This window comes from Nocardioides sp. N13(2025) (assembly GCF_051912545.1).
Taxonomy (GTDB): domain Bacteria; phylum Actinomycetota; class Actinomycetes; order Propionibacteriales; family Nocardioidaceae; genus Nocardioides.
This window is the reverse complement of record NZ_CP196809.1, coordinates 2,177,756-2,199,934: the sequence shown is the minus strand read 5'-3', so window position 1 is coordinate 2,199,934 and position 22,179 is coordinate 2,177,756. Positions and strand designations below refer to the sequence as shown.

Annotated in this window: 21 protein-coding genes; 12 read left to right on the top strand and 9 right to left on the bottom strand. The window is 67.7% G+C overall.

Translation table 11 applies throughout. From position 1 onward, the window contains the following. Window positions 1-75: 75 nt before the first annotated feature. The 4 genes from ctaD (at window position 76) to ACS3YM_RS10590 (ending at window position 4,791) form a co-directional block, all read left to right on the top strand. Complete coding sequence (gene ctaD / locus ACS3YM_RS10605; protein ID WP_439939870.1) at window positions 76-1,758, top strand: aa3-type cytochrome oxidase subunit I; 1,683 nt, start codon at window positions 76-78, stop codon at window positions 1,756-1,758. Beyond that, window positions 1,755-2,153 carry a cytochrome c oxidase subunit 4 gene (locus ACS3YM_RS10600; RefSeq protein WP_439936410.1) on the top strand — a complete coding sequence of 133 codons (399 nt, stop codon included), beginning with the start codon at window positions 1,755-1,757 and terminating at the stop codon, window positions 2,151-2,153. The genes ctaD and ACS3YM_RS10600 overlap by 4 nt, the downstream gene beginning before the upstream one ends. An 88-nt stretch (window positions 2,154-2,241) precedes the next feature. Further along, complete coding sequence (locus ACS3YM_RS10595) at window positions 2,242-3,468, top strand: L,D-transpeptidase (RefSeq protein ID WP_439936409.1); 1,227 nt, start codon at window positions 2,242-2,244, stop codon at window positions 3,466-3,468. A 312-nt stretch (window positions 3,469-3,780) separates the two neighbouring features. Further along, complete coding sequence (locus ACS3YM_RS10590; RefSeq protein ID WP_439936408.1) at window positions 3,781-4,791, top strand: hypothetical protein; 1,011 nt, start codon at window positions 3,781-3,783, stop codon at window positions 4,789-4,791. A 341-nt stretch (window positions 4,792-5,132) separates the two neighbouring features. Here the strand turns inward: ACS3YM_RS10590 and qcrB are convergent, their stop codons facing one another. Genes qcrB through ctaE form a run of 4 tightly spaced genes read right to left on the bottom strand, consistent with a single transcriptional unit; the run spans window position 5,133 to window position 9,547 of the window. After that, window positions 5,133-6,887: a cytochrome bc1 complex cytochrome b subunit gene (qcrB, locus tag ACS3YM_RS10585; protein WP_439936407.1), complete on the bottom strand. Its 1,755-nt coding sequence runs from the start codon at window positions 6,885-6,887 to the stop codon at window positions 5,133-5,135. After that, window positions 6,884-7,996, bottom strand: coding sequence for a cytochrome bc1 complex Rieske iron-sulfur subunit (gene qcrA, locus ACS3YM_RS10580; protein WP_439936406.1), 1,113 nt, complete (start codon window positions 7,994-7,996; stop codon window positions 6,884-6,886). The genes qcrB and qcrA overlap by 4 nt, the downstream gene beginning before the upstream one ends. Then, window positions 7,993-8,865 carry a cytochrome bc1 complex diheme cytochrome c subunit gene (qcrC, locus tag ACS3YM_RS10575; RefSeq protein WP_439936405.1) on the bottom strand — a complete coding sequence of 291 codons (873 nt, stop codon included), beginning with the start codon at window positions 8,863-8,865 and terminating at the stop codon, window positions 7,993-7,995. Before qcrC ends, qcrA begins: the two co-directional genes overlap by 4 nt. A gap of 31 nt (window positions 8,866-8,896) precedes the next feature. Then, window positions 8,897-9,547, bottom strand: a complete 651-nt coding sequence (gene ctaE / locus ACS3YM_RS10570) for an aa3-type cytochrome oxidase subunit III (RefSeq protein ID WP_439939869.1) — start codon at window positions 9,545-9,547, stop codon at window positions 8,897-8,899. Between the two features lie 63 nt (window positions 9,548-9,610). On the opposite strand from ctaE, the gene ACS3YM_RS10565 reads away from it, so the two are divergent. Beyond that, window positions 9,611-10,528, top strand: coding sequence for a cytochrome c oxidase assembly protein (locus ACS3YM_RS10565; RefSeq protein WP_439936404.1), 918 nt, complete (start codon window positions 9,611-9,613; stop codon window positions 10,526-10,528). Window positions 10,529-10,584: 56 nt separating this feature from the next. On the opposite strand, the gene ACS3YM_RS10560 is transcribed toward ACS3YM_RS10565, so the two are convergent. Further along, the gene (locus tag ACS3YM_RS10560; RefSeq protein ID WP_439936403.1) at window positions 10,585-11,667 is read right to left on the bottom strand and encodes an IS110 family transposase; all 1,083 of its coding nucleotides are present in this window, start codon (window positions 11,665-11,667) and stop codon (window positions 10,585-10,587) included. A 267-nt stretch (window positions 11,668-11,934) separates the two neighbouring features. Between ACS3YM_RS10560 and ACS3YM_RS10555 the strand changes: the two genes are divergently transcribed. Continuing rightward, window positions 11,935-12,360: an Rv3143 family two-component system response regulator gene (locus ACS3YM_RS10555; RefSeq protein WP_439936402.1), complete on the top strand. Its 426-nt coding sequence runs from the start codon at window positions 11,935-11,937 to the stop codon at window positions 12,358-12,360. Here ACS3YM_RS10555 and ACS3YM_RS10550 read toward each other — a convergent pair. Further along, the gene (locus tag ACS3YM_RS10550; protein WP_439936401.1) at window positions 12,320-13,207 is read right to left on the bottom strand and encodes a glycosyltransferase family 87 protein; all 888 of its coding nucleotides are present in this window, start codon (window positions 13,205-13,207) and stop codon (window positions 12,320-12,322) included. The genes ACS3YM_RS10555 and ACS3YM_RS10550 overlap by 41 nt on opposite strands. 80 nt (window positions 13,208-13,287) lie before the next feature. Here ACS3YM_RS10550 and trpD point away from each other — a divergent pair, with 80 nt between their 5' ends. Next, window positions 13,288-14,319 carry an anthranilate phosphoribosyltransferase gene (gene trpD, locus ACS3YM_RS10545; protein WP_439936400.1) on the top strand — a complete coding sequence of 344 codons (1,032 nt, stop codon included), beginning with the start codon at window positions 13,288-13,290 and terminating at the stop codon, window positions 14,317-14,319. 10 nt (window positions 14,320-14,329) lie between these two features. Here the strand turns inward: trpD and ACS3YM_RS10540 are convergent, their stop codons facing one another. Together ACS3YM_RS10540 and ACS3YM_RS10535 are read right to left on the bottom strand one after the other, a co-directional pair. Continuing rightward, entirely contained in the window at window positions 14,330-15,709 is a 1,380-nt protein-coding gene (locus ACS3YM_RS10540) for a hypothetical protein (protein WP_439936399.1), read from the bottom strand. Further along, the gene (locus ACS3YM_RS10535; RefSeq protein WP_439936398.1) at window positions 15,706-16,335 is read right to left on the bottom strand and encodes a hypothetical protein; all 630 of its coding nucleotides are present in this window, start codon (window positions 16,333-16,335) and stop codon (window positions 15,706-15,708) included. Before ACS3YM_RS10535 ends, ACS3YM_RS10540 begins: the two co-directional genes overlap by 4 nt. A gap of 149 nt (window positions 16,336-16,484) precedes the next feature. On the opposite strand from ACS3YM_RS10535, the gene ACS3YM_RS10530 reads away from it, so the two are divergent. Then, window positions 16,485-18,215, top strand: a complete 1,731-nt coding sequence (locus tag ACS3YM_RS10530) for a hypothetical protein (RefSeq protein WP_439936397.1) — start codon at window positions 16,485-16,487, stop codon at window positions 18,213-18,215. Then, the gene (locus ACS3YM_RS10525; protein WP_439936396.1) at window positions 18,212-18,490 is read left to right on the top strand and encodes an Lrp/AsnC family transcriptional regulator; all 279 of its coding nucleotides are present in this window, start codon (window positions 18,212-18,214) and stop codon (window positions 18,488-18,490) included. The genes ACS3YM_RS10530 and ACS3YM_RS10525 overlap by 4 nt, the downstream gene beginning before the upstream one ends. A 4-nt stretch (window positions 18,491-18,494) precedes the next feature. Here the strand turns inward: ACS3YM_RS10525 and ACS3YM_RS10520 are convergent, their stop codons facing one another. Next, window positions 18,495-20,285, bottom strand: a complete 1,791-nt coding sequence (locus tag ACS3YM_RS10520; RefSeq protein ID WP_439936395.1) for a DEDD exonuclease domain-containing protein — start codon at window positions 20,283-20,285, stop codon at window positions 18,495-18,497. A gap of 90 nt (window positions 20,286-20,375) precedes the next feature. On the opposite strand from ACS3YM_RS10520, the gene ACS3YM_RS10515 reads away from it, so the two are divergent. The 3 genes from ACS3YM_RS10515 to ACS3YM_RS10505 all read left to right on the top strand — a co-directional run bounded on the left by ACS3YM_RS10515 (window position 20,376) and on the right by ACS3YM_RS10505 (window position 22,173). Further along, on the top strand, window positions 20,376-20,651 hold the full coding sequence (locus ACS3YM_RS10515) for a hypothetical protein (RefSeq protein ID WP_439936394.1): 276 nt from the start codon (window positions 20,376-20,378) through the stop codon (window positions 20,649-20,651). A gap of 61 nt (window positions 20,652-20,712) precedes the next feature. Next, complete coding sequence (locus ACS3YM_RS10510; protein ID WP_439936393.1) at window positions 20,713-21,897, top strand: NYN domain-containing protein; 1,185 nt, start codon at window positions 20,713-20,715, stop codon at window positions 21,895-21,897. A gap of 69 nt (window positions 21,898-21,966) precedes the next feature. Continuing rightward, a complete protein-coding gene (locus ACS3YM_RS10505; RefSeq protein WP_439936392.1) occupies window positions 21,967-22,173 on the top strand; it encodes a hypothetical protein in 207 nt (68 codons plus the stop codon). Window positions 22,174-22,179: the final 6 nt, after the last annotated feature.

The following is a 22,179-nucleotide window of genomic DNA, read 5'->3' as shown; positions in this document are numbered from 1 at the left end:
ACCATCACCCAGTCGGCGTCCCGCACGCCCGGCGGAGAGCCGCGCAAGGCCCTCGGCCAGCAGCTCGTGCGGATCATGACCACGACCGACCACAAGCTCATCGGCAAGCTCTACCTCGGCACCTCGTTCGCGTGGTTCCTGGTCGGCGGCCTGATGGCCATGCTGATCCGTTCCGAGCTGGCCTATCCCGGCCAGCAGGTCGTCAACGAGCAGCTCTACAACCAGCTGTTCACGATGCACGGCACGATCATGCTGCTGCTGTTCGCGACGCCGCTGTTCTTCGGCTTCGCCAACGTCATCATGCCGCTGCAGATCGGTGCCCCTGACGTCGCGTTCCCGCGTCTCAACATGTTCAGCTACTGGCTGTTCCTGTTCGGTGGCCTCATCGCCGCGTCCGGCTTCCTCACTCCTCAGGGGGCCGCCGACTTCGGCTGGTTCGCCTACACGCCGCTGTCCGACGCCGTACGCAGCCCGGGTGTCGGTGGCGACCTCTGGATCATGGGCCTCTGGATGGCCGGTCTCGGCACGATCCTCGGTGGCGTCAACTTCATCACCACGATCATCTGCATGCGGGCGCCCGGCATGACCATGTTCCGGATGCCGATCTTCGTCTGGAACACCCTCATCACCAGCATGCTCGTGATCATGGTGTTCCCGATCCTGGCGGGTGCGCTGCTCTCGCTGGAGGCCGACCGCATCCTCGGCGCCCACGTGTTCGACCCGTCGCACGGCGGTCCGGTCCTGTGGCAGCACCTGTTCTGGTTCTTCGGCCACCCCGAGGTCTACATCATCGCGCTGCCGTTCTTCGGCATCATCTCCGAGGTCCTGCCGGTGTTCAGCCGCAAGCCGATCTTCGGCTACGTCGGCCTCGTGGCCGCCACGCTCGGCATCGCGATGCTGTCGGTGGCCGTGTGGGCCCACCACATGTTCGTCACCGGCGCGGTCGACCTGCCGTTCTTCTCCGGCATGACGTTCCTGATCGCGGTGCCCACAGGAGTGAAGTTCTTCAACTGGATCGGCACGATGTGGGGGGGATCCCTGTCCTTCGACACCCCGATGCTGTGGTCGATCGGCTTCCTGACGACCTTCCTCTTCGGTGGTCTCACCGGCGTCATCCTGGCCAGCCCGCCGCTGGACTTCCACGTCTCCGACTCCTACTTCGTGGTCGCGCACTTCCACTACGTCGTCTTCGGCACCGTGGTGTTCGCGATGTTCGCCGGCTTCTACTTCTGGTGGCCCAAGATGACCGGCAGGATGCTCGACGAGCGTCTCGGCAAGGTCCACTTCTGGCTGCTCTTCGTCGGCTTCCACACCACCTTCCTCGTGCAGCACTGGCTGGGCGTCGAGGGCATGCCGCGTCGCTACGCCGACTACCTGCCCCAGGACGGCTTCACCACGCTCAACCAGGTCTCCACGGTGGGTGCGTTCCTGCTCGGTGCCTCGACGCTGCCGTTCCTCTACAACGTCTACGTGTCCGCCAAGGGCCCGAAGATCGCGGTCGACGACCCGTGGGGCTGGGGCCGCTCGCTCGAGTGGGCCACCAGCTGCCCGCCGCCGCGGCACAACTTCCACTCGCTGCCGCGGATCCGCTCGGAGTCGCCCGCCTTCGACCTGCACCACCCGGAGATCGCCCTGCTCGAGCTGGACGAGAACCCCGCCGAGGGCAACGGTGAGCCGGCCGACGCACCCGAGGTGCACGGCCGCGAGGAGATGCTGCGAGACCGCGCCGCCGACACGACCGAGGAGGACAACCGATGAAGGCCGAAGCATGGGTCTTCGGGATCACGACGGCCTTCGTGGCCGTCGTCGCCCCGGCCTACTGGTTCCTCGCCGGTGACCCCACCGGCACGTCCGCGCTGGTCATGACCGCGCTGCTGACGGCGATGGTCACCCTCTACCTCGGCTTCCACGCCTCGCGCATGGACCCGCGGCCCGAGGACCGCAAGGAGGGCGAGATCGCGGACGGCGCCGGCGAGCTGGGCTTCTTCCCGCCCTACTCGTGGTGGCCCCTGTGGTGCGCCCTCGCCCTGGGCGTGATCGTCTACGGCACCGCGCTCGCGGCCTGGTGGATGGTGATCATCGGCTTCACCGCCGGAGCCATCGTGCTGTGCGGCTTCATCTTCGAGTACTACCGGGGCGAGCACGCTCACTGAGTGCTCGCCGACTTCGGCAGAACCCGTCCGCGACGTACGCTGGACGGGTTCTTCCGTTTCACCAGCTGTCCTCATGGGGGTCCGTCGCATGCGCACTCGCGCGTTCCGTTCCACGCGCTCCGCGCACCGTCGTACGACGGCTGCCGTCGCGCTGCTGGCGCTCTCCGGCGCCCTGGCCGCGTGCAGCACGCCCTCGGGTGACCCGGAGGCCTCCCAGGACGGCCCCGGCTCCGCGGCCTCGGAGTCGCGGTCGCCCAAGCCGGCGCCCGTACGCCTGGGCACGAGCTTCACCGACGCCGGATCGGTGCCGATCGACGCGCCGGTCACCGTCACCGCCGACGGCGGCACCCTCGACACCGTCACGGTCACCTCGCCCGCAGGCGAGCTCGCCGGCAAGGTGGCGGGCGGCACGTGGACGTCGACGGCTCTCCTCGAGCCCGGCACCGACTACCTGATCACCGCCTCCGCCACCCGCTCCGACGGGGAGAGCGTGGAGCGCACCCGCAGCTTCCACACGGTCGACCTCACCCTCGACGAGCAGACCTACGCCGCGATCGCCCCGCTGGAGGGCGAGACCGTCGGCGTCGGCATGCCCGTCATCGTGACCTTCGACCTGCCGGTGACCGACAAGGCGCTGTTCGAGAAGCACATGAGGGTGACGAGCACGCCGGCGCAGAGGGGGTCCTGGTACTGGCTGAGCGACCGCGAGGCGCACTTCCGCCCCGCGTCGTACTGGAAGGCCGGCACCGAGGTGTCGGTCGACCTCGGCATCAACAGCCTGCCCGCCGGCAACGGGATCTACGGCCAGGAGGACCGCCAGGTCTCCTTCCACGTCGGCGACGCCCACGTCTACAAGGTCAACGCCCAGACCCACCAGATGCAGGTCTTCTCCAACGGTGCGCTCCTGCGGACCATCCCGATCACGACGGGCAAGCCCGGCTTCACCACGCGCTCCGGCACCAAGGTGATCATCGAGAAGTTCGCCAAGAAGCGGATGAACTCCGAGACCGTCGGCATCAACCGCAACAGCCCCGAGGCCTATGACATCGACGACGTGCGCTGGGCGATGCGGGTGACCTACTCCGGCGAGTTCCTCCACGCCGCACCGTGGTCCGTGGGCTCCCAGGGCCGCGACAACGTCTCGCACGGCTGCACCGGCATGTCGACCGCCGACGCCGGCTGGCTCTACGCCATGAGCCGCCGCGGCGACGTCGTCGAGTACACCGGCACCGACCGCTGGATGACCCTCGAGAACGGCTACGGCGACTGGAACCTCTCCTTCCCCGACTGGAAGCAAGGCTCCGCCCTCTCCTGAGCCTCCCTCGTGTGCCTGCCGCTTGAGGGTGGCGGCATACGACATGCCTGCCGCCGGGGGTGGCGGCATACGACATGCCTGCCGCCGGGGGTGGCGGCATACGACATCAGATCGGCCCATCGGCTCGTTGTATGCCGCCACAGTGATCCTCCAGCAGGTCGTATGCCGCCACCCTGGAGCGGTCACAGCCCGCCGCCCGGATCAAGTCTCAGCACGCCGGCAGACGTCCACAGGAGGGTCGATGAAGGGGCCATCCACAGCTCGCGCCATGCCCGACTGACTGGAGGCCCCCGCGCGGAGGACTGTGCGGCGATGCGCGATCACCATGACAGCCAGGACCAGACACCGTTCCCACGCCCCGCGGAGCCTGTGCTCGAGCGGGCTGACGCGGTGCGCGGCCACCCGCGCTCCGCGTCGTACGTCCGCGAGTCCCATGGGGTCCACCGCCGGCGGGACCTGGGCGACGACCTCGCTGCTGCCCTGCATGCCTGGCAGCTGCTGATGCCGGACCACGGGTCCTTCACAGGGCCGACGTCCGCCGAGGTCCGGAAGTGGTGGCTGCCGCCGATCCCGAACGGGGCGCCAGTGTTCATCGCCCTCGGGCTGGACGACCCGCGTCCGATGCGCACGGGGGTGCGCACCAGCCGTCATACGCACCCCATCGCGTACGACGACCTCGGGGGCTTGAGGTGCGCCTCGACCCCCGAGACGCTGCTGGCCTGCGCACGCGTCCTCGGCCTGATCGATGTCGTCGTCATGATCGACTGCGTCCTGCAGCTCGACCAGTGCACCGTCAAGGACATCGAAGCGGTCCTCCGACCCCGGCGCCCGGGAGCGAAGGCGTTGAAGCGTGCCCTCGCCTACGCCGACGAGAGGTCGGAGTCGGCGTACGAGACGTTGCTGAGGCTGTTGCACGTCCTGTGCGGGATCGAGGTGGAGTCTCAGTACGTCGTTCGGGACGCGGACGGCATCAAGGTGGCGCGGGCCGATCTCCGCATCGTCGGCACGGACGCGCTTCCGGAGTTCGACGGTGACGAGCACGAGAAGGCACCCCGTCGCGTGAAGGACCGCCGCCGTGACCGCGCGATCGAGCGGGCTGAACACGTGCGGCGTGGATACACCGCCGGCGACGTCCTGCATCGCAGCGCCTCCGTGTTGAGAGATGCCGAGAGGTCGTTGGGTCTCCCGCACGACCCCGAGCGGATCCGGCCGTGGCTCGACGAGCTCCGGAAGTCCCTGTTCTCGCCCAGCGGCCAAGCGGACTTCCTGCGTCGTACGACGCCGCGGCTGCCCGAGCGAGCGCGCCGGGGCCAGATCGCCTGACACGCGGCTCCGGTCCGGAAGGTGCGCCCTTGGGGGCCGGCAGGGTGGCGGCATACGACGTACGCCGGCTCATGAGTGGCGGCATACGACGTGGATTCGACGCCAGATCTGGTCGTATGCCGCCAGGGTCGAGCGACCGGATGTCGTATGCCGCCACCCTCGACCAGCGGTTGTCGTATGCCGCCAGGGTCGAGCGACCGGATGTCGTATGCCGCCACCCTCGACCAGCGGTTGTCGTATGCCGCCACCCCAAGGCAGACGGGGGAGCGGTGCAGCAGAAGAGACGAGGGCCCGCCGGGATCATCCCGGCGGGCCCTCGTCCTGAGTGGCAGGTACGACGATCAGTGGTCGCGGAGCGGCACGTCGTCGGTGTCGCGGAGGCGGTGGTCGTCGAACTGGTGACCGTCGACCGGGTGGTCGAGCCCGGAGGCGAGCTCCGCCTCGTGCTGGGCGTGGTGGTGCGCCTCCTCGAGCTCGGCCGCCGTGGGCTTCTGCACGTTGTGGCTGTACATCCACGACGACAGCTTGGCGCGCAGCCGCTCGGAGCGGGAGTTCGGCGCGGCCACGCCGGACGCGTCGGTGTCGCTGCCGACGGTGTACACCTCGTCGCGCTGCCGCGCGGTGAGGGTGTACGCCGACTTGGGGTTGATCGGCAGGTGCCGCTCGGCGTACTGGCCGTCGGGGGAGCGGGTGATGACGCCCGTCTCGTAGCCGTGGAGCAGCTTCTCGTTGTCGTGGCGCTGCAGCGAGATGCACCAGCGGCGCGTGATCCAGAACGCCAGGAGCGGTCCGAGGAAGATCGCGACCCGCATGAAGTAGGTGATCTGGTTGATGCTCGCGTGCAGCTTGATGGCGATGATGTCGTTGCCACCGGCTGCCCAGGCCAGACCGTAGAAGGTCATCAGCGCGACCATGACGGCGGTGCGGGTCGGGGCGTTGCGCGGGCGCTGCAGCAGGTGGTGGTCGCGCTTGTCACCAGTGATCCAACCCTCGAGGAAGGGCAGGAGCATCAAGATGGTGAGCATCAGCGGCGGCACCAGCAGGATCGGGATCAGCACGTTCCACGAGATCGTGTAGCCGAAGATCACCGTCTCCATGTGGCTGGGCATGATGCGCAGCAGGCCGTCGGGCCAGCCCATGTACCAGTCGGGCTGCGAGCCGGCCGTGACCTTGGTCGGGTCGTAGGGCCCGAACTTCCACACCGGGTTGATCGACAGCAGGCCGCCCATGAGGGCGATGACGCCGAAGACCATGAAGAAGAAGCCACCGGCCTTGGCGGCGTACACGGGCAGCATCGGGAAGCCGACGACGTTCTGCTCCGTACGGCCGGGGCCGGGCCACTGCGTGTGCTTGTGGTAGACGAGCAGCAGCATGTGGGCGGCGATCAGGGCGAGCAGGATGCCCGGGATCAGCAGCACGTGGACGATGTAGAGCCGCGGGATGATCGCCTCGCCGGGGAACTCGCCGCCGAAGAGGAGGAAGGACATGTACGTCCCGGCGACCGGGGTGGCCTTCAGGAACCCGTCGGCGGCGCGGACGCCGGTGCCCGACAGCAGGTCGTCGGGGAGCGAGTAGCCGGTGAAGCCCTCGAGCGTGCCGAGGAGGAGCAGCAGGCAGCCGATGACCCAGTTGAGCTCACGCGGCTTGCGGTAGGCGCCGGTGAAGGCGACGCGCAGCAGGTGCACCATCATCGCGGCGATGAAGATCATCGCGGCCCAGTGGTGCATCTGCCGCATGAGCAGGCCGCCGCGCACGTCGAAGGAGATGTGCAGGGTGGAGGCCATCGACTCCGACATGCCGATGCCGCGGAGCTGGTCGTAGGACCCCTCGTAGGTCACGTGGCCCATCGACGGGTTGAACCACAGGGTGAGGAAGACGCCGGTGAGGAGCAGCACGACGAAGCTCCACAGCGCGATCTCGCCGAGCATGAACGACCAGTGGTCGGGGAAGACCTTGCGCAGGTTCTTCTTCATCGCCGTGGCCAGGCCGAGGCGGTCGTCCGCCCAGGTGGCCAGCGAGCCGGCGCGGCCGGGCTTCGTTGCGGTCGCGGCGTCTGTGCGGTTGCTCGTCGCGACCTTGCTGGTGTCGACGCTCACTGCTTCTCACGCTCCCAGTAGCTAGCCCCGATGGGCTCGGTGAAGTCGCTCTGTGCGACCAGGTATCCCTCGTCGTCGACTGCCAGGGGCAGCTGGGGGAGGGGACGGGCAGCCGGACCGAAGACGACCTTGGCGTGGTCGGCGAGGTCGAAGGTCGACTGGTGGCACGGGCACAGCACGTGGTGCGTGGTGCGCTCGTAGAGGGAGATCGGGCAACCCACGTGGGTGCAGATCTTCGAGTAGCAGATGATCCCGTCGACGGTCCACTTCTCGCGGCCCTCGAGGGGGGTGATGTCCTTGGGGTCCATCCGGACGATGATGATCGCGCCCTTGGCCTTGTCGACCTGGAGCTGGGCGCCGTGGAGCTCCTCGTAGCCGTTCTCCTCGGTGGGGAACAGCGCCTCGGGCGCGGCGTTGACCAGGTCGCCGACCTCGACCTCGCTGGCGAGGATCGGGGTGCCGACGACGTCGCGCACCAGGCGCATGCCCGGCTCCCAGATGGTGTGCGCGAGCTTGCTGACGTCGAGCTCGTCACCGGGGGCCAGGTCGCGCAGCAGCACGACGGCGGGCAGGCCGAGCACGCCGACCGCACCGAGCATCGTGTTGCGCACGAGCGGGCGCCGGCCGATGCCGGCCTCCTCGAGGCCGTCGTTGAGCGCCTGGACGGTGGCCTCGCGGTCCTCGGGCGGGGAGGCGGCCGGGTGGCGCATCTCCACGATCTCGACGTCCGACATGAGCTTGCGGGCCAGGTGGATGATGCCGATGCCGATGAGCAGCAGGCTGATGCCGAGGGTCACGCCGAGGGTCACCGTGGAGGCGCCCATGCCGGCGAAGGTGTCCCAGTTGTCGCCGACCTCGAAGGAGAAGTAGGCGACGACGAAGAGGACCGCGCTGATCATCGCGGCGACGAACATCGCGGCGATCTGACGCTCGGCGCGCTTCTCGGCCTTCGGGTCGACGTCGGTGGGGCGCCACGTGTGCGGCGGCAGGCCCGGGTCGGGGATCGGCTCGGCCTCGCGGTGCGTCGGCACGTGCGAGTCGTACGTCGCGGGCGTGCCGTCGGGCGCGTTGACCGGGTGCTCCGTCGTCGTGGGGTTGTCGTTGCTCACGCGTCCACCTTGGTCTTCTTGGTCCGAGTCGTGTGCGAGGCGATCCAGACGGCTGCGCCCACGAGCGAGCCGATGCCGAGGAGCCACGCGAACATGCCCTCGGACACCGGGCCGAGGCCGCCGAGCGTGAAGCCGGCGTACTCGGGCGTCTCCTGCACGCTGTCGAGGTAGGCGATCACGTCGCGCTTCTCCTCGGGCGAGAGGTTGCCGTTGCTGAAGTTGGGCATCTGCTGCGGGCCGGTCAGGAGGGCCTCGTAGATGTACTTGCCCTCGACGCCGTGCAGGCTCGGGGCGTAGCCGCCGCGGGGCATGGCTCCGCCGCGACCGTTGAAGTTGTGGCAGGCGGTGCAGTTGGTGAGGAAGATCTGGCCGCCGCGGGAGATGGCTTCCTCACGCTCGGTCTCCGAGAGGCCCTCGATCGAGTAGTCCGACTCGTTGGGGACGGCCGGGCCGGGCGCCAGCGAGGCGACGTAGGCCGCGAGGGCGTCGATCTCGTCCTGGTCGAAGACGGGGGGCTTGCGCGGCGCCTGCGCGCCGGGCTGCACCATCGGCATGCGGCCGGTGCCGACCTGGAAGTCGACCGCGGCGGCACCGACACCGACCAGCGACGGGCCGATCTGGTAGCCGTCGCGCACGGTCGGGATGCCCTCGCCGTTCTTGCCGTGGCAGAAGGCGCAGCTGGCGAGGAAGAGCTCCTTGCCCTGCGCGATCTGGTCGGTCTCGCTGGCCTGGTTGTTGGCCTGGGCGGGCGCGAGGGCGGTGTAGAGGGAGCCGCTGATCAGCAGTCCCAGCAGCAGCACGGCGAGACCAGCAAGCGGTCCCCGACGATGCCGGGAGAGGCGACCAGCGGTTCGGTTGAGCAAACGCACGATGAGTCCTTGCCGGTTGCGGGGTCGGTACTTACTGGATGACGTAGATCGTGAAGAACAGGCCGATCCACACGACGTCCACGAAGTGCCAGTAGTAGGACACGACGATCGCGGTGACGGCTTGCTCGTGGGTGAAGCGGCGGGCCAGGTAGGTGCGTCCCAGCACGAAGAGGAAGGCGATGAGGCCGCCGGTCACGTGGAGGCCGTGGAAGCCGGTGGTCAGGTAGAACATCGTCCCGTAGGCGGAGCTCGGGATGGTGACGCCCTCGTGGATCAGCTCGGCGTACTCGAGCGCCTGGCCGCCGATGAAGACCGCGCCCATGATGTAGGTGAGGATGAACCACTCGCGCAGGCCCCACTTGGTGAAGTTGAGCACCGATCCGGTGCGCCCGACCTGGCCGCGCTCGGCGGCGAAGACGCCCCACTGGCAGGCGAACGAGGACGCCACCAGGATGATCGTGTTGGCCGTCGAGAACGGGACGTTGAGCTTCCCCGTCTCCTGCAGCCACAGCTCGGGGCTGACCGCGCGGATCGTGAAGTAGGCCGCGAACAGCGCCGCGAAGAACATCAGCTCGCTGGAGAGCCAGATGATTGTGCCCACGCTGACCATGCTGGGTCGGTCGTGGTGCCCGTGCAGACGGGATGCCGGAATCGCAGTTGCTGTCGCCACGGGCGTCATTATTGCCCGACATCAGGGCGGAGGGCACCCCGACCCCCTGTGTTGTGACGTCATAAAGTTCACAGGGTGCTGTTCCCCCTCACCGCCGACGCCGAGACCCTGCCGAGATTCACGCTCGGACGGGTCTTCACCGACTGGGGGATCGACCCGATCCCCTTCATCGTGACGGTCTGGGCGGTCGGCCTCTACGCCTTCGGGGTGTACGTCCTGCGCCGCCGCGGCGACCGCTGGCCGGTCGGCCGGACCCTGGCCTTCGTCGGCCTCGGGATGGGCTCGTTCTCCTTCGTCACCATGTCCGGCCTGGGGCGCTACGACACCACGCTGCTGAGCGTGCACATGGTCCAGCACATGGTGCTGTCGATGGTCGTGCCGCTGGCGCTCGCGCTGGGCGCGCCGGTGACCCTCGCCCTGCGGACCCTGCCGCCCGCCCCACGCCGGTGGCTGCTCGCCGTGCTCCACTCGCGCGTCGCGAAGGTGCTGGCGTTCCCGCCGCTGGCCTTCGCCCTCTACATCGCCTCGCCGTGGGCGCTCTACTTCAGCAGCTGGTACGACGCCAGCCTGGCGTCGGCGTACGTCCACCAGATGATGCACATCCACCTCGTGCTGGTCGGCACGCTCTTCTTCTGGCCGCTGATGGGCATCGACCCGGTCCCGGGGCGCGTCGGCCACCCGTTCCGGGTGCTCCTGACGCTCATGACGCTGCCCTTCCACGCCTTCCTCGGCGTCACCATCATGGGCCAGACGACGCTCATCGGAGGCGAGCACTACCTCGAGCTCAGGGAAGGTCCGATGGGTGCTTGGCTGCCCCCGGCGCTGGACGACCAACACCTCGCCGGCGGGATCCTCTGGGCCAGCGGCGACCTGATCGGGGTGCTCTTCTTCGGCGTCCTCTTCACCCAGTGGGTGCGCTCCTCGATGAAGGAGGCTGCCCGCGAGGATCGGCGGCTCGACCTGCAGGAGCGGCGAGCGCGTTTCGGCGGCTGAATCCTCGGTGGTCGAGTAGCCCACGAGGAACGAGTGGGCGACGGTCCTATGCCGCGTCAAGTGGTCATGAGGTCTGTTCGGAGGGCTTTGTAGACGCTGCGGGCGAGGTGTCGTTTGAGGCAACGGATGATCTCGGGTGTGGACAGTCCTTCGGCGCGCCGGCGCTCGACGTAGGCGCGGGTCTCCTCGTGCCGACTCATCCGTCCGACCGTGATCATGTAGAGCGCGGAGTTGGCTTGGCGATCACCGCCTGGGTTGAGCCGGTGTCGGTGGGTCTTGCCGGAGGAGGCCGGGAGCGGCGCTACGCCGGTGAGCTTGGCGAAGCTGGCCTCCGAGCGCATCCGGTCGATGTTCTCCCCGGCAGTGATCACCAGCCGGGCCGCGGTCTGGACTCCGACCTGGGGCATGGCCAGCAAGGTCGGGCAGGCCTGCTCCACGAGGCTGGCCAGGTGCTGGTCGGCCTCGCGGATCTCGCCATCGAGGTAGGCGATGCGTCGCGCCAGCGCACGCAGCGCGTGGCGCACTGCATGGTCGGGGTCAGCGATCCGAGTGGGGTCGGGCCGCACGGCCAGGACCTTGGCCACCCGCTTCTTCCCGCTCAGCTCGATCAGGTCGTCGTGCAAGCGCCCGGACGCGGCGGTGATCAGATCACGCAACTGGCTGTAGGCGGCGGTGCGGTTCTCGACCGCCGCATCGCGGGGGACCTTGATGGTGCGGATCGCTTCTACGATCCCGGTCCGGACCTTCGGCCGTCCGGTCGCGCGACCGGCCAGGACCTGCTCGGCTGCCGAGTAGGCGTCGACCGGGTCAGACTTGCCATGTCTGACCCGGGTGGCCTTCTCTGGCCGGCTGACCTCGAACACCTCGAACTCATCCGCCCCGTGGGTGAGCAGATGGCGGGTCAGCCCCGCACCGTAGGAGCCGGTCGACTCCACCCCGACCGCGAGGACCGGACCGTACGTCGCTGCCCACGCCACCAGAGCGCCGTAGCCAGCCCTGGTCGCGGGGAACTCGCGATCAGCCAGCCGGCCGAAGCGAGCATCGATCACGCCCGCAACATGGACCAGCTGGTGGGTGTCAACACCCACCACCACGCCAGCCCCATCGAGAACTTGTTCTTGAACAGACACACCACTCATGCTGGAAACGTCTCCTTCACCATCGTGTGAAAGATGACCTTCCAGGTCGGGCGGACAGTACAGCGATGGGAACTGGTTCAGGGTCCTATGAGGTCACGCCCGCCCGGCCTGGCCACCGGAACAGACACCCTGCCGGGGCCGACATGTCGCACTTCAAGACAGCCACACGAAGCGGCGCCAGTATCGAGATAGGTCAGACCCCGACCGGGTAAGCCCATCCTCCCTGTATCGAGACCCTTATCTCATCCGCCGTCACGCACGGTTACCATGCCTCCCGTGACTGACGCTCCCGCAGACCGTCCCCTTAAGGTCCTCGTCTACAGCGACGACGTGAACACCCGCCAGCAGGTGATCCTGGCGCTGGGACGTCGGCCCCACCCGGACCTCCCGGAGCTCGAGTACGTCGAGGTCGCCACCGAGCCGGTCGTCATCCAGAACATGGACGCGGGCGGCATCTCGCTCGCGATCCTCGACGGCGAGGCCGTCCCCGCCGGAGGCATGGGCATCGCCAAGCAGCTCAAGGACGAGATCTACCAGTGCCCGCCCGTCGTGGTGCTGACCGGTCGCCCCCAGGACGCCTGGCTCGCCACCTGGTCGCGCGCCGAGGCCGCCGTCCCGCACCCGATCGACCCGATCCAGCTCGCCGAGGCCGTCATCGGCCTGCTGCGGTCCTCGGTCCCGGCCACCTCCTGATCGGCGTTGCCCGTCGGGGTCGGGGTGGCGGAGCCGTCTCGGCACCCTTCCGGCGAAGGAGTTGCGGCACGGCGAGCACGACCACTAGTTGGCCGATGCCGCTCACCGGTGAGACCAGAGCCATGCCAACAGGCACGGTCCACACCCGATCGGTTCGAGCACCCCAGATGATGAGCGCAGCGACGAGGGGCAGCCGGATCGTCAGCGGTGGAAGAAACGCCGACCCGACCTTGCCGGATGATGAGCCGGCGTGCACCGAGAGGAACTCCAACCAGCCGCGCCACAGGTCGGGGGAAACGGCGAATGACACAAGCGTCACGGCAACAGCCCATCCTGCTGCGTGAGCGAGCTTGCGCCATTCTCCCCTTGCGAGGAACCACAGCGGCCCCAGAGCCGGCGTGACCTTCGTGAGCAGGGCGATGGTCCACAGACCGGGATGGCGCAGTCCAAAGACTGCTACCAGCGCAAGGACCCAGTTGACGTTTCCGGTGAGGACCTCGAGTGTTCCGAGAAGGCTGATTGGTACGAACCAGGCCCAGCCGGCGCCTGATGCGAGCCAAGCGATGGTTGCGGAGGCAGCCAGTCCCCACAAGACGGCGAAGGCGGGCCACGGAAGCTGGGCCAGCGGCCAGATGGCTTGGGCGAAGGCAGGGCTGTAAAGGAAGGCGTCCCGGGTGGCCGGGGCTCCGTCGTACATCTCCCCGCGCCAGGCTGCCCAATAGGCGTGTGAGTCGACGCCGAAGCCGAGCTCAGAAGCCACAAGCGTTGCTGACAGCCAGGCGAAGATGACGCTGCCCGACCACGCAGCAACTCGAAAAGCCAACTGGCGGGCGCCGATCTGGGTCACAGGGAATCAGGGTAGACGTTCGCATCCACTAGGTGGTGGCCTTCGGCACACGCGCAGGAGGCGCAACTAGGGTGGAGGACATGTCAAGCACGTGGCCTGAAGTTCTCACCGCCTTGGTGAACGGGGACGACCTCACGCAGGGGCAGGCCCGGTGGGCCATGGACGAGGTCTTCGCGGGGGCCGCGTCGCCGGTGCAGGTCGCTGCCTTCGTCGTCGCACTGCGCGCCAAGGGCGAGACCGTGGAGGAGGTCTCCGGCATCGCCGACGCGATGCTGGCCGCTGCGAACCCCATCTCCGTCCCCGGGCGGCTGCTCGACATCGTCGGCACCGGCGGTGATCGATCGATGTCGGTCAACATCTCCACCATGTCCGCGATCGTGGCCGCGGGCGCCGGAGCGCGCGTGGTGAAGCACGGCAACCGGTCGGCATCGTCGAAGTCGGGCTCGGCTGATGTGCTCGAGGCCCTCGGCATCCGGCTCGATCTACCTCCGGGACGCGTCGCCGAAGTGGCCGACGAAGCCGGCATCACGTTTTTGTTCTCGGCGGCGTTCCACCCAGCGATGCGTCACGCCGCTGTGCCCCGCCGCGAGCTCGGCATCGCGACCACCTTCAACATCCTCGGACCGCTGACGAACCCCGCTCGCCCCCAGGCGCAGGCCATCGGGTGCGCCGACGCCCGCATGGCTCCGGTCATGGCCGGCGTACTGGCCGAGCGCGGCGTCGACGCCTGGGTCTTCCGCGGCGACGACGGCCTCGACGAGCTGACCACCACGACCACTTCGACGCTGTGGCGCGTGCACGCGGGCGAGGTCACCGAGCACATTGTGGACCCGCTCTCGATCGGCGTCGCGCGCGCGGCTGCGGAAGACCTGCGCGGAGGCGACGCTGCTCACAACGCGGAGGTCGTACGTCGCGTGCTCGCTGGCGAGCAGGGACCGGTGCGCGACGCAGTTCTCCTGAACGCGGGCGCCGCGCTGGCGGTCTACGACGCTCCGGACGAAGACCTCGTGCCTGCCTTGGCCGCAGGCATCGCGAAGGCAGCGGACGCGATCGACTCGGGAGCAGCGCGGGCCACCCTGGACGGCTGGGTGACCGCAACGGGCGCAGCCTGACAAGGACCGTTCAGTCGCTGGGCAGGAGGAAGAGGAAGTCGTCGTCCCCCTCCACCACGGTCCATCGAGCGTCCTGGCTGAGGGCATAGCCGAGCGGCGTGTCGGTGTGAACGATCGCCGCGTCCACCTCAAGGTTCTCGACTTCTTGGTCCCAGTCCGGGTTGAGGACCATGATGTCCCGGTTTCGCTCGATCTCGTCGTCGGTGAAGACATCGCCGTAGCCGTGCATCACCAGGCTGAGGTCCGGATGCCTCCACAGGTAGTAGGGACCGTTGGCCCAGTCATCCAGAACCCGGGCGCCGTCCGGCAGCGCAGCGAGCCTTGCGTCGGTCCACGCCGGCACAACGGTGTCATCACCGCGAGCGACTGCGACAGGAACGAGTGCGGCGAGCACGCCGAGGCCGATCACCGCCGTACACCACCTTTCCAGGCGACCCATCCCCCCGGTGGTAGGCACGACGGATTGGAGCGACTGCGCCACCAGAGGGGCTGCTATCGCGGCAGCGACCGGCACTGTGCGACTCGCGTACACCGCCCACCCGGCGGCCGTGAGGAGCAGCAAGTTGAACAACCAGGACGGGTGGTTACGGACGCCGTGGATGAAGGCGATCAAGAGCATGATGCCCGCCACGACGGCGTACGGCTCCTGGAAGTCTGTGGGTTGCCACTCCTCGAAGTAGTCGCCCCGGCTCCCCACCAGCAGAACGGCTTCGTAGAGCCGGAAGCCCGCCGGAGTAAGTGCGGGTACAGCGGCCGACGCGAGGGGGATCAGAGCCATGCGGAGGACAATGCGTCTGTCGAACCGGCGGTCGAGCGCGATGCCGAGCACGCAGACGGCACCGAGGATCGAGGCGAGCGGCCACATTCCGTGGATTGGCGCCCATGCCCACGCAACTACTACCAGCCACCACCGTGTCTTGCCGTCGCGCGCAGACGCGAGCCAGGCGAACACCAAGACCACGACGAAGAGGTAGCTCATCACCTGTGGCCGGGGCGACAGGCCGATGCTCATCGCGAGGAATGACAGGCCAGTCGTGATCGCTGACGGAAGAGGTGCGGCCTCCCGGCGGCACATCACGTAGACAAACAGAACGAGAATGATCTGGACTGCCCCGGTGACCCAGATGACTCCCGGTACTCCCCACGCGGACTCAGCAAGGGCCATGCTCATCTGGGACAACCACTGGGTCGGCACCCATTGTGCCGAGTCGTAGACACCGAGGTGACCGGGATGCGAGACCGACCACCCGTCGAGGAACTCCCGACCGAGGCGGAGGTGGAACCACATGTCCGAAGCCGGGTTGTCGACTTCGATGCGCCGGACGCAAGCTCCGAGCACCACGGCGATACCGATGATAGGTAGCACCTTCCGAACCAGCACGGTGATCATGCGCGCACGTCCATCGTCCACGAATCTCCAGAGCGGACGAAGCCGAGCCGTTCGTAGTAGGCACCGACCATCCCGGGCGGCGTGACGACGCGGCGGACCCCGTGATTCGCGAGCAGGCCGCTCCGCCTCCAGACGAACTCGCCCGGGGCGAAGTCGCGGTAGCGCGGGGTCACGTAGTCGAGCAGCACGTAAGCCGAATCTCCTTCCCTGCGGAGCAGCACGACGCCAACGGTCTCGTCCCCCTTCTGGACCAGATACGCGTCCACTCGCGGATCGAGCTCGAACGAGAACAGTGGGTTGTAGCGGCGGATGTCGTCGGTGTGCACCCGGAGGACGTGTGAGAGGTAGACGTCGCGCGACTCGACCTCTAGGACGTCGAAGGCCTTCTCGTCGTGTCGGTCCAGCAGCATCGAGGCGATGAACCAGGTGTTGATCCCCACCAGCACCACGTTCATCCCGACCATCGGCCAGACGCCCAACAGCGCGTTGAACACGATCAGCGCCACACAGGCGAGCGCGTTGAGCACCCGCAAACGGAGGACGCTCTTCTGGAGCAGGGAGTAGACAAGGAGGGCACTTCCCGCCCATCCGAGCAGGTCGAGCCAAGGGACGGTCAGCAGATGCACGCCGGGAGACTACTTGGCTGGTGCGCCCCTGAGACGCAGAGTGCTCGAATTGCCCGTCAGGGGAGGTCAGGTGCTGGGATAGTTCTCGGCGAGTCGGTCCGTTGGTGGCCTCAGGGCCCCTGGCCGTTTAACTATTCAGAGGCGGTTCCATGACGCGTTCCGAGCCGTTGGCCGTCGGGCCGTACCAAAAGACCGGAGTCGTCCTTCTGGATCTTCCCGCCTCATTCGTCGTCGTGTTGGCGCTGCACGCATGCCTTCTTCAGGGTGCGGCTCTGGTGAACTTTGATCCACTTCACTCGCATCCTGCGTGCGCGATTCTGTCAATCGGTTTGTTCCTCGCTTGGTTTGGACTCTCCAGAGTTCTCGCGGGCGCCACCGATGGGGCCCCTGCCCGAGCGCTTCCGTGGCTCTCGCTCCTCGCCCCAGCCGTGCTGCTCTGCTACGGGGTCGCGGGCCGAGTTGTCTTGGGCCGGGACTGGATGGAGTGGTTCTTGGGGGGCGACAACGTCAGGCATGCTGTTCTTGTCTCAGATCTGCTGCACCAGGGCAACCTGACTTACGATCACTCCGAATACCCGCGCGCCTGGCACGCATTCCTCGCCACCATTTGGGCAGGCCAGGGCGGAGAAGTCGATAATCGGCAGGTTGTCAACTTCCTAGATTTCTTGGCGTTCGCCAACTGGGCGCTGGTAGCCTTACTTGCGGTGGCGCTGTCCGGTTTAGCCTTGTCTTTTCAAAGCGACTTAGACATCGTCGGTTGGCCAGCGGGTCTCGGTGTCGCTCTAGCCGGGTTGATGGTGCTCACGCCGCGCTTTTTCGCAGACTACATGGCCCTCGGATTTCAGACGTCAGTTCTTGGGGCCCTGATTACCGCAGTCGCCGTCCGCGAAGTAATCAGTCGGCGCTCGAGTATTGAATCTTTTTTCATTGTTGCGTCCTGCTGCATAGCGTTGTCCCACACGTGGCAGTTGCTACTCCCCGGGGCGGGCCTTTTGCTTCTGAACGCGGCACGCAGGGTGTGGCGCGGTTGTCCTCGCTCGGGTCCCCTCATTGTGGTTGGAATCGTTTTGCTCGTGGTCGTGGTTGGGTCCTCGCCCATGCTGAGCCTTCTCAGAAGTGTCGACGCAAGTGTTGTTGGAAGTCCCGGCGCGACCGCACCCTTCCCGTGGCTCTTTCTCGTGCTGGCGTGCGCCGCATTGCCAGCCATCCTGGCGGGGGCGCGGAAAGGACACGCACTCGTATTGGCATTGGTCGCAATTTATGCCCCATCTGGGACCGCGGTCGCCTTGGCCACGTTGCTTCACTTGCGATTGTACGATTACTACCCGAGCAAGCTCATCTGGACGACCGTCGTACTGGCGCTACCAATCATTGCCGCAAGTTTGAGCAGGGGTGTTTCGCGGATTGGCTCGCTTGGTTTATTAGCGGTGCCGATCAATGTCGCTGCTTTGGTATTCGCCGGCACCGTTGGAGGCATGGCCGTGATGACGCCGCTTGGCGCCCTGATGGGGGCATGGTCAACTGTGGACTCAAAGACCGTGCTGCGGGCGCTCGAGGCGGGAGCATCTCCGGATGCTCAGGCTGTCTGGATGGAATCCAGCATCGAAACGGCCGTTACTCGAACGCTCCTTTATCTCTATGTGCCGGACAGGCCAGAAGGCGCCTATCCCGACAGGCTTTCCGTTGAGGAAGAATGTGACGCGCTGCGAACCTCAGTGCATCCCGTGGTTGTCTCCACGCATGAAGTCGTCGAGACCAAGCGGCGTTACGCGTGCGCCGATGTCACGGTGCTGCGCATCGTTGATCCCGCCGCGCGAGCGAAGCTGCCTCGAGGGAGCACACTTCCTGCCGGCCCATTTCGCGCTAGCGTTGCATCATGATCACCGCCATCGTCTTCGTGAAGGCCGACGTCGCCCGCATTCCCGAGGTCGCCGAGGCGATCGCCTCCCTCGACGGGGTGAGTGAGGTCTACTCCGTGACGGGTCAGATCGACCTGATCGCCCTGGTGCGAGTTCGCGAGCACGAAGACGTCGCCTCTGTCGTGGCCGACCGCCTGAACAAGGTCGAGGGTGTCATCGAGACGGAGACGCACATCGCGTTCCGCACCTACTCCAAGCACGACCTGGAGTCGGCTTTCAGCATCGGGCTTGACTGAGCAGCTAACGCACCGGACGGTGCACCGGTGAGGGCAACCGCTTCTCATCAAATGGCACCAGCGACAACCGTGATTGGTTGACGGCGTCGTAGACGGCCAGATGACGTGCAGCCCCGCCGAGTGGACAGATCCATTCTCCGTCGACGTCGACCAGGCGGACGCCCGGAGACTCGAGCCAGCGGAGGATCTTCTCCGACTCCTCGGCCGTCGCGGCCGGAACCGGACCGGCAGCGCTGGTCACGGTCTCTGCGCTCGCGCTGAGCTCGCGCACGTATTGATGGGCGTCCGCTCCCGGCGGGATCACGCCCGCTGCAGCGAGCCGACCGTGGCGAACCACGTGCACCGACCAGCGGCCGTTGTCCTCACGCCGGGCGGCGACGATCTCCGGGCACCTGGTGAGTGCGGACAACCGCTGGGTGCGCGCGGCCGCCCGCACGAAGGTGGCGAGCCGGTCGCGATGCACTCCGGCCTCCTCGAAGCGCTCGTGGTCGGAGAGGGCGGTCATCCGCTCGTTGATGGCCTCGACCACCTCCTCGGGGCTGCGCAGCAACGTGTCGCGCAGCTGGCGTACGACAGCGCCGTACGTCGACTCGTCGGTGGAGCCGTCGCAGGGGGAGAGGCACTTGCCCATCTCGGCCAGGACGCACGCAGACCCTGACGGGACCTTCGGCAGGCGTCCGCTGCACTGACGGACGGGGAAGGTCTCGTGGAGCGCAGCGAGGCACTTCTCTGCTGTCTTCTTGGAGGAGAAGGGTCCGAGGTAGTCGGCGTCGTCGTCGAGCACCTTGCGCACGAGCGACAGGCGGGGCCATGCCTCACGTGTGAGCTTCACGAAGTGCACCTTCTCGGGGAACCGCGACCGACGGTTGTATCGCGGCTTGTGCTCCGCGATCAGGCGCAGCTCCCGGACCTCGGCCTCCAGCGGAGTGGCGCACTCGATCCCGGTCACGGATGTGGCGATGCCGACCATCTCGCCCATCCGGCTGCGTGTCTCGGACGCCGTGAAGTAGGTGCGTACGCGAGTCCGAAGGTCCTTGGATGTGCCGACGTAGAGAACGCGGGAGCGGTCGTCACGGAAGAGATAGACGCCTGGGGCATGGGGGAGTCCCTCGGCGAGGTGGCGCTTGCGCCGTTGTGCAGTGCTGACGCGTGCGGAGAAGGTCTGGAGCTCCTCCAGCGTGTGCACCCCCAGCCCGCCGAGACGCTCCATCAGTCCGTGCAGCACGTCGACCGTGGCCTTGGCGTCGGCCAGCGCCCGGTGGTTGGGCGTGGTCGAGGAGTTGAAGACCTTCGCCAAGGACGACAGTTTGCAGTTGGGCGCGTCGTCGCGAGTGATCACCCGGCGCGCCAGCTTGGCTGTGTCGAGCACCTCGAACTTCGGCCACGGTCGGCCCTGCTTCCTGGCGAAGTGCTGGAGGAAGCCGACGTCGAAGGGGGCGTTGTGTGCCACCAGCACGCAGCCGGCGGCGAACTCGAGGAACGCCGGCAACGCCGACTCGATCGGGGGAGCGTCGCGGACCATCGAGTTGCTGATGCCGGTGAGGACCGCGATGAACGCCGGGATCTCGGTGTGTGGGTTGACGAGTGTCTGGAACTCGCCGAGGACCTCTCCGCCGCGCACCTTCACGGCGCCGATCTCCGTGATCATCGAGCCGCCCTCGGCGGAGCCCCCGGTCGTCTCCAGGTCCACGACGCAGAAGGTGAGGTCACGCAGCGTCCGCCCCAGCTCGTCGAAGCTGCGCTGTGCCTCCCAACGGGCGGTCTCCCGTGTCGGTCGCAGGGCGGTGGTGCTCATGTGTGACGACGCTAGACGTGGGATCCGACAATAGGCTGACGACTCGCGCACTACGCTGACGGCGCCGATCCCCGAACTGAGGAGCTTTCCGTGGCTGACCAGACCGCTGACCTGCGCGTTCCCGGCGACGGCGAGCGGTGGCGATGCGCGGGTTGCGGAAACCTCACGCGCTTCGACGTCACCCGTACCCGCCGGACGACGGAGTACTGGCACTTCGACCTCGCTGGAGAGCACCAGGTCGAGGAGGAAACCGTGCGTTCCGAGGCGGTCGAGGCGGTCTCCTGCCGCTGGTGCGGCCGGTCCGACGCCATCGAGATCGTGGACCGGGCGTCCGCTGACACGGCCGGCGACCCGGCCGCCGGATGACGAGAGTCCTATGACAGCGGCGCCTGTCCCCGAGCGGCTCCGCTTGAGAGTGGTGGCCCTCGTGTCCGCAGTGCTGCCTTCTGTGACTCCGGTCCCCGCTCCGCTGCGCAAGGTCGCCACGTTCGCTCCTGCGCGCCGCGCACGACTCGGTGGCGGCGCCATCTGGGATGCCCTGGCCGACGATGACTTCCGTCAGCACGCTGCCACCCAGGTCGCAGCGGTGCCCGGCACGGACGATCCGATCGACAGCGCGGCGCGGGCATGGCTGACGCGCGACGAGGGCTGGCAGTCGGTGGTCGCTGAGGTGTCGGAGACACTGGCCGAGGAAGAAACTCGCGACGATCAGTCGCACGCGGAGCTCGAGCGGCTCACCGCTCAGGTCGCGTCGCTGCAGGCGGAGGTCGCATCCCTGAAGGCGGCGCACCGGGACGAGGTCGAGCTCGCCCGAGCGGACTACAAGGTGCTGCGCCAGCGGCTGGGGGAGGCGCGCAGCGGCCTGCGGAAGGCCGAACTAGAGCGTGACCAGGCGTACGCCGTGCGCGATGAAGCCGTGGCGGCCGCCGAGGTCGCGACACGGGCAGCCGAGGCCGACGTACGCCGGCTCCGCGCCCAGCTGGACGAGGCGGAGTCCGGTCTCGCGGCCCAGCGCCGCGATTCCCGATCCGAGCGCGACGCAGCCACGATCAGGGCGCGCCTCTTGCTCGACGCGGTGGTGGAGTCAGCGACCGGTCTTCGACGCGAGCTGGGTCTCCCGGCGATCGAGGGCTCTCCGGCCGACTCGGTCGAGGCGGACCTGTCGGGCGCGGATGCTGCTCCCGCCTCCACCGCTCCTGCTACTTCCGCACTTCTGGAGCAGATGCTTGCGTTGCCGCGTGCGCGCCTGATCATCGACGGCTACAACGTCACCAAGGAAGCGTGGCCGAGCGCCAGTCTCGAGGCGCAGCGCAGCCGGCTGGTGGCGGCGCTGGGGCCGTTGGTCGCGCGATCAGGGGCCGAGACCACGGTGGTCTTCGACGCTGCGGAGTCGACGGTCAGGACGGTCGTGCCCGCTCCCCGCGGAGTGCGGGTGGTCTTCAGTCCTGAGGGCGTCATCGCCGATGACGTCATCCGCCAGCTGGTCGCTGCCGAGCCCAGGGGTCGCGTGGTCGCCGTGGTGACGGGGGACCAGGCCGTTGCCAAGGACGTCGTACGCGGCGGCGCGCGGGCGGTACCGGCAGCAGCACTTCTCGGCGTCATCTCCGCATAAGCTTTCCGACACGCCGGGCCGCGACACGCCGAGGGCCCGTTGTCGGTGGCCCCTGTCACCGTTCGAGGCATGACGACACGGATCGACTGCGACACCTGCGAAGTACGCGGCCTGCACTGCCACGACTGCGTGGTCACGGTGCTTCTCGGCCCGCCACCAGAGCTCACCATCGACGACGACGAGATGGCCGCGCTGGACGCACTTGCCTTGGGCGGGCTGGTCCCGCCGCTGAGGTTGGTCGAACCGGTGGGCTCGCCGGTAGTGGAGTCTGCGTGACCTGTG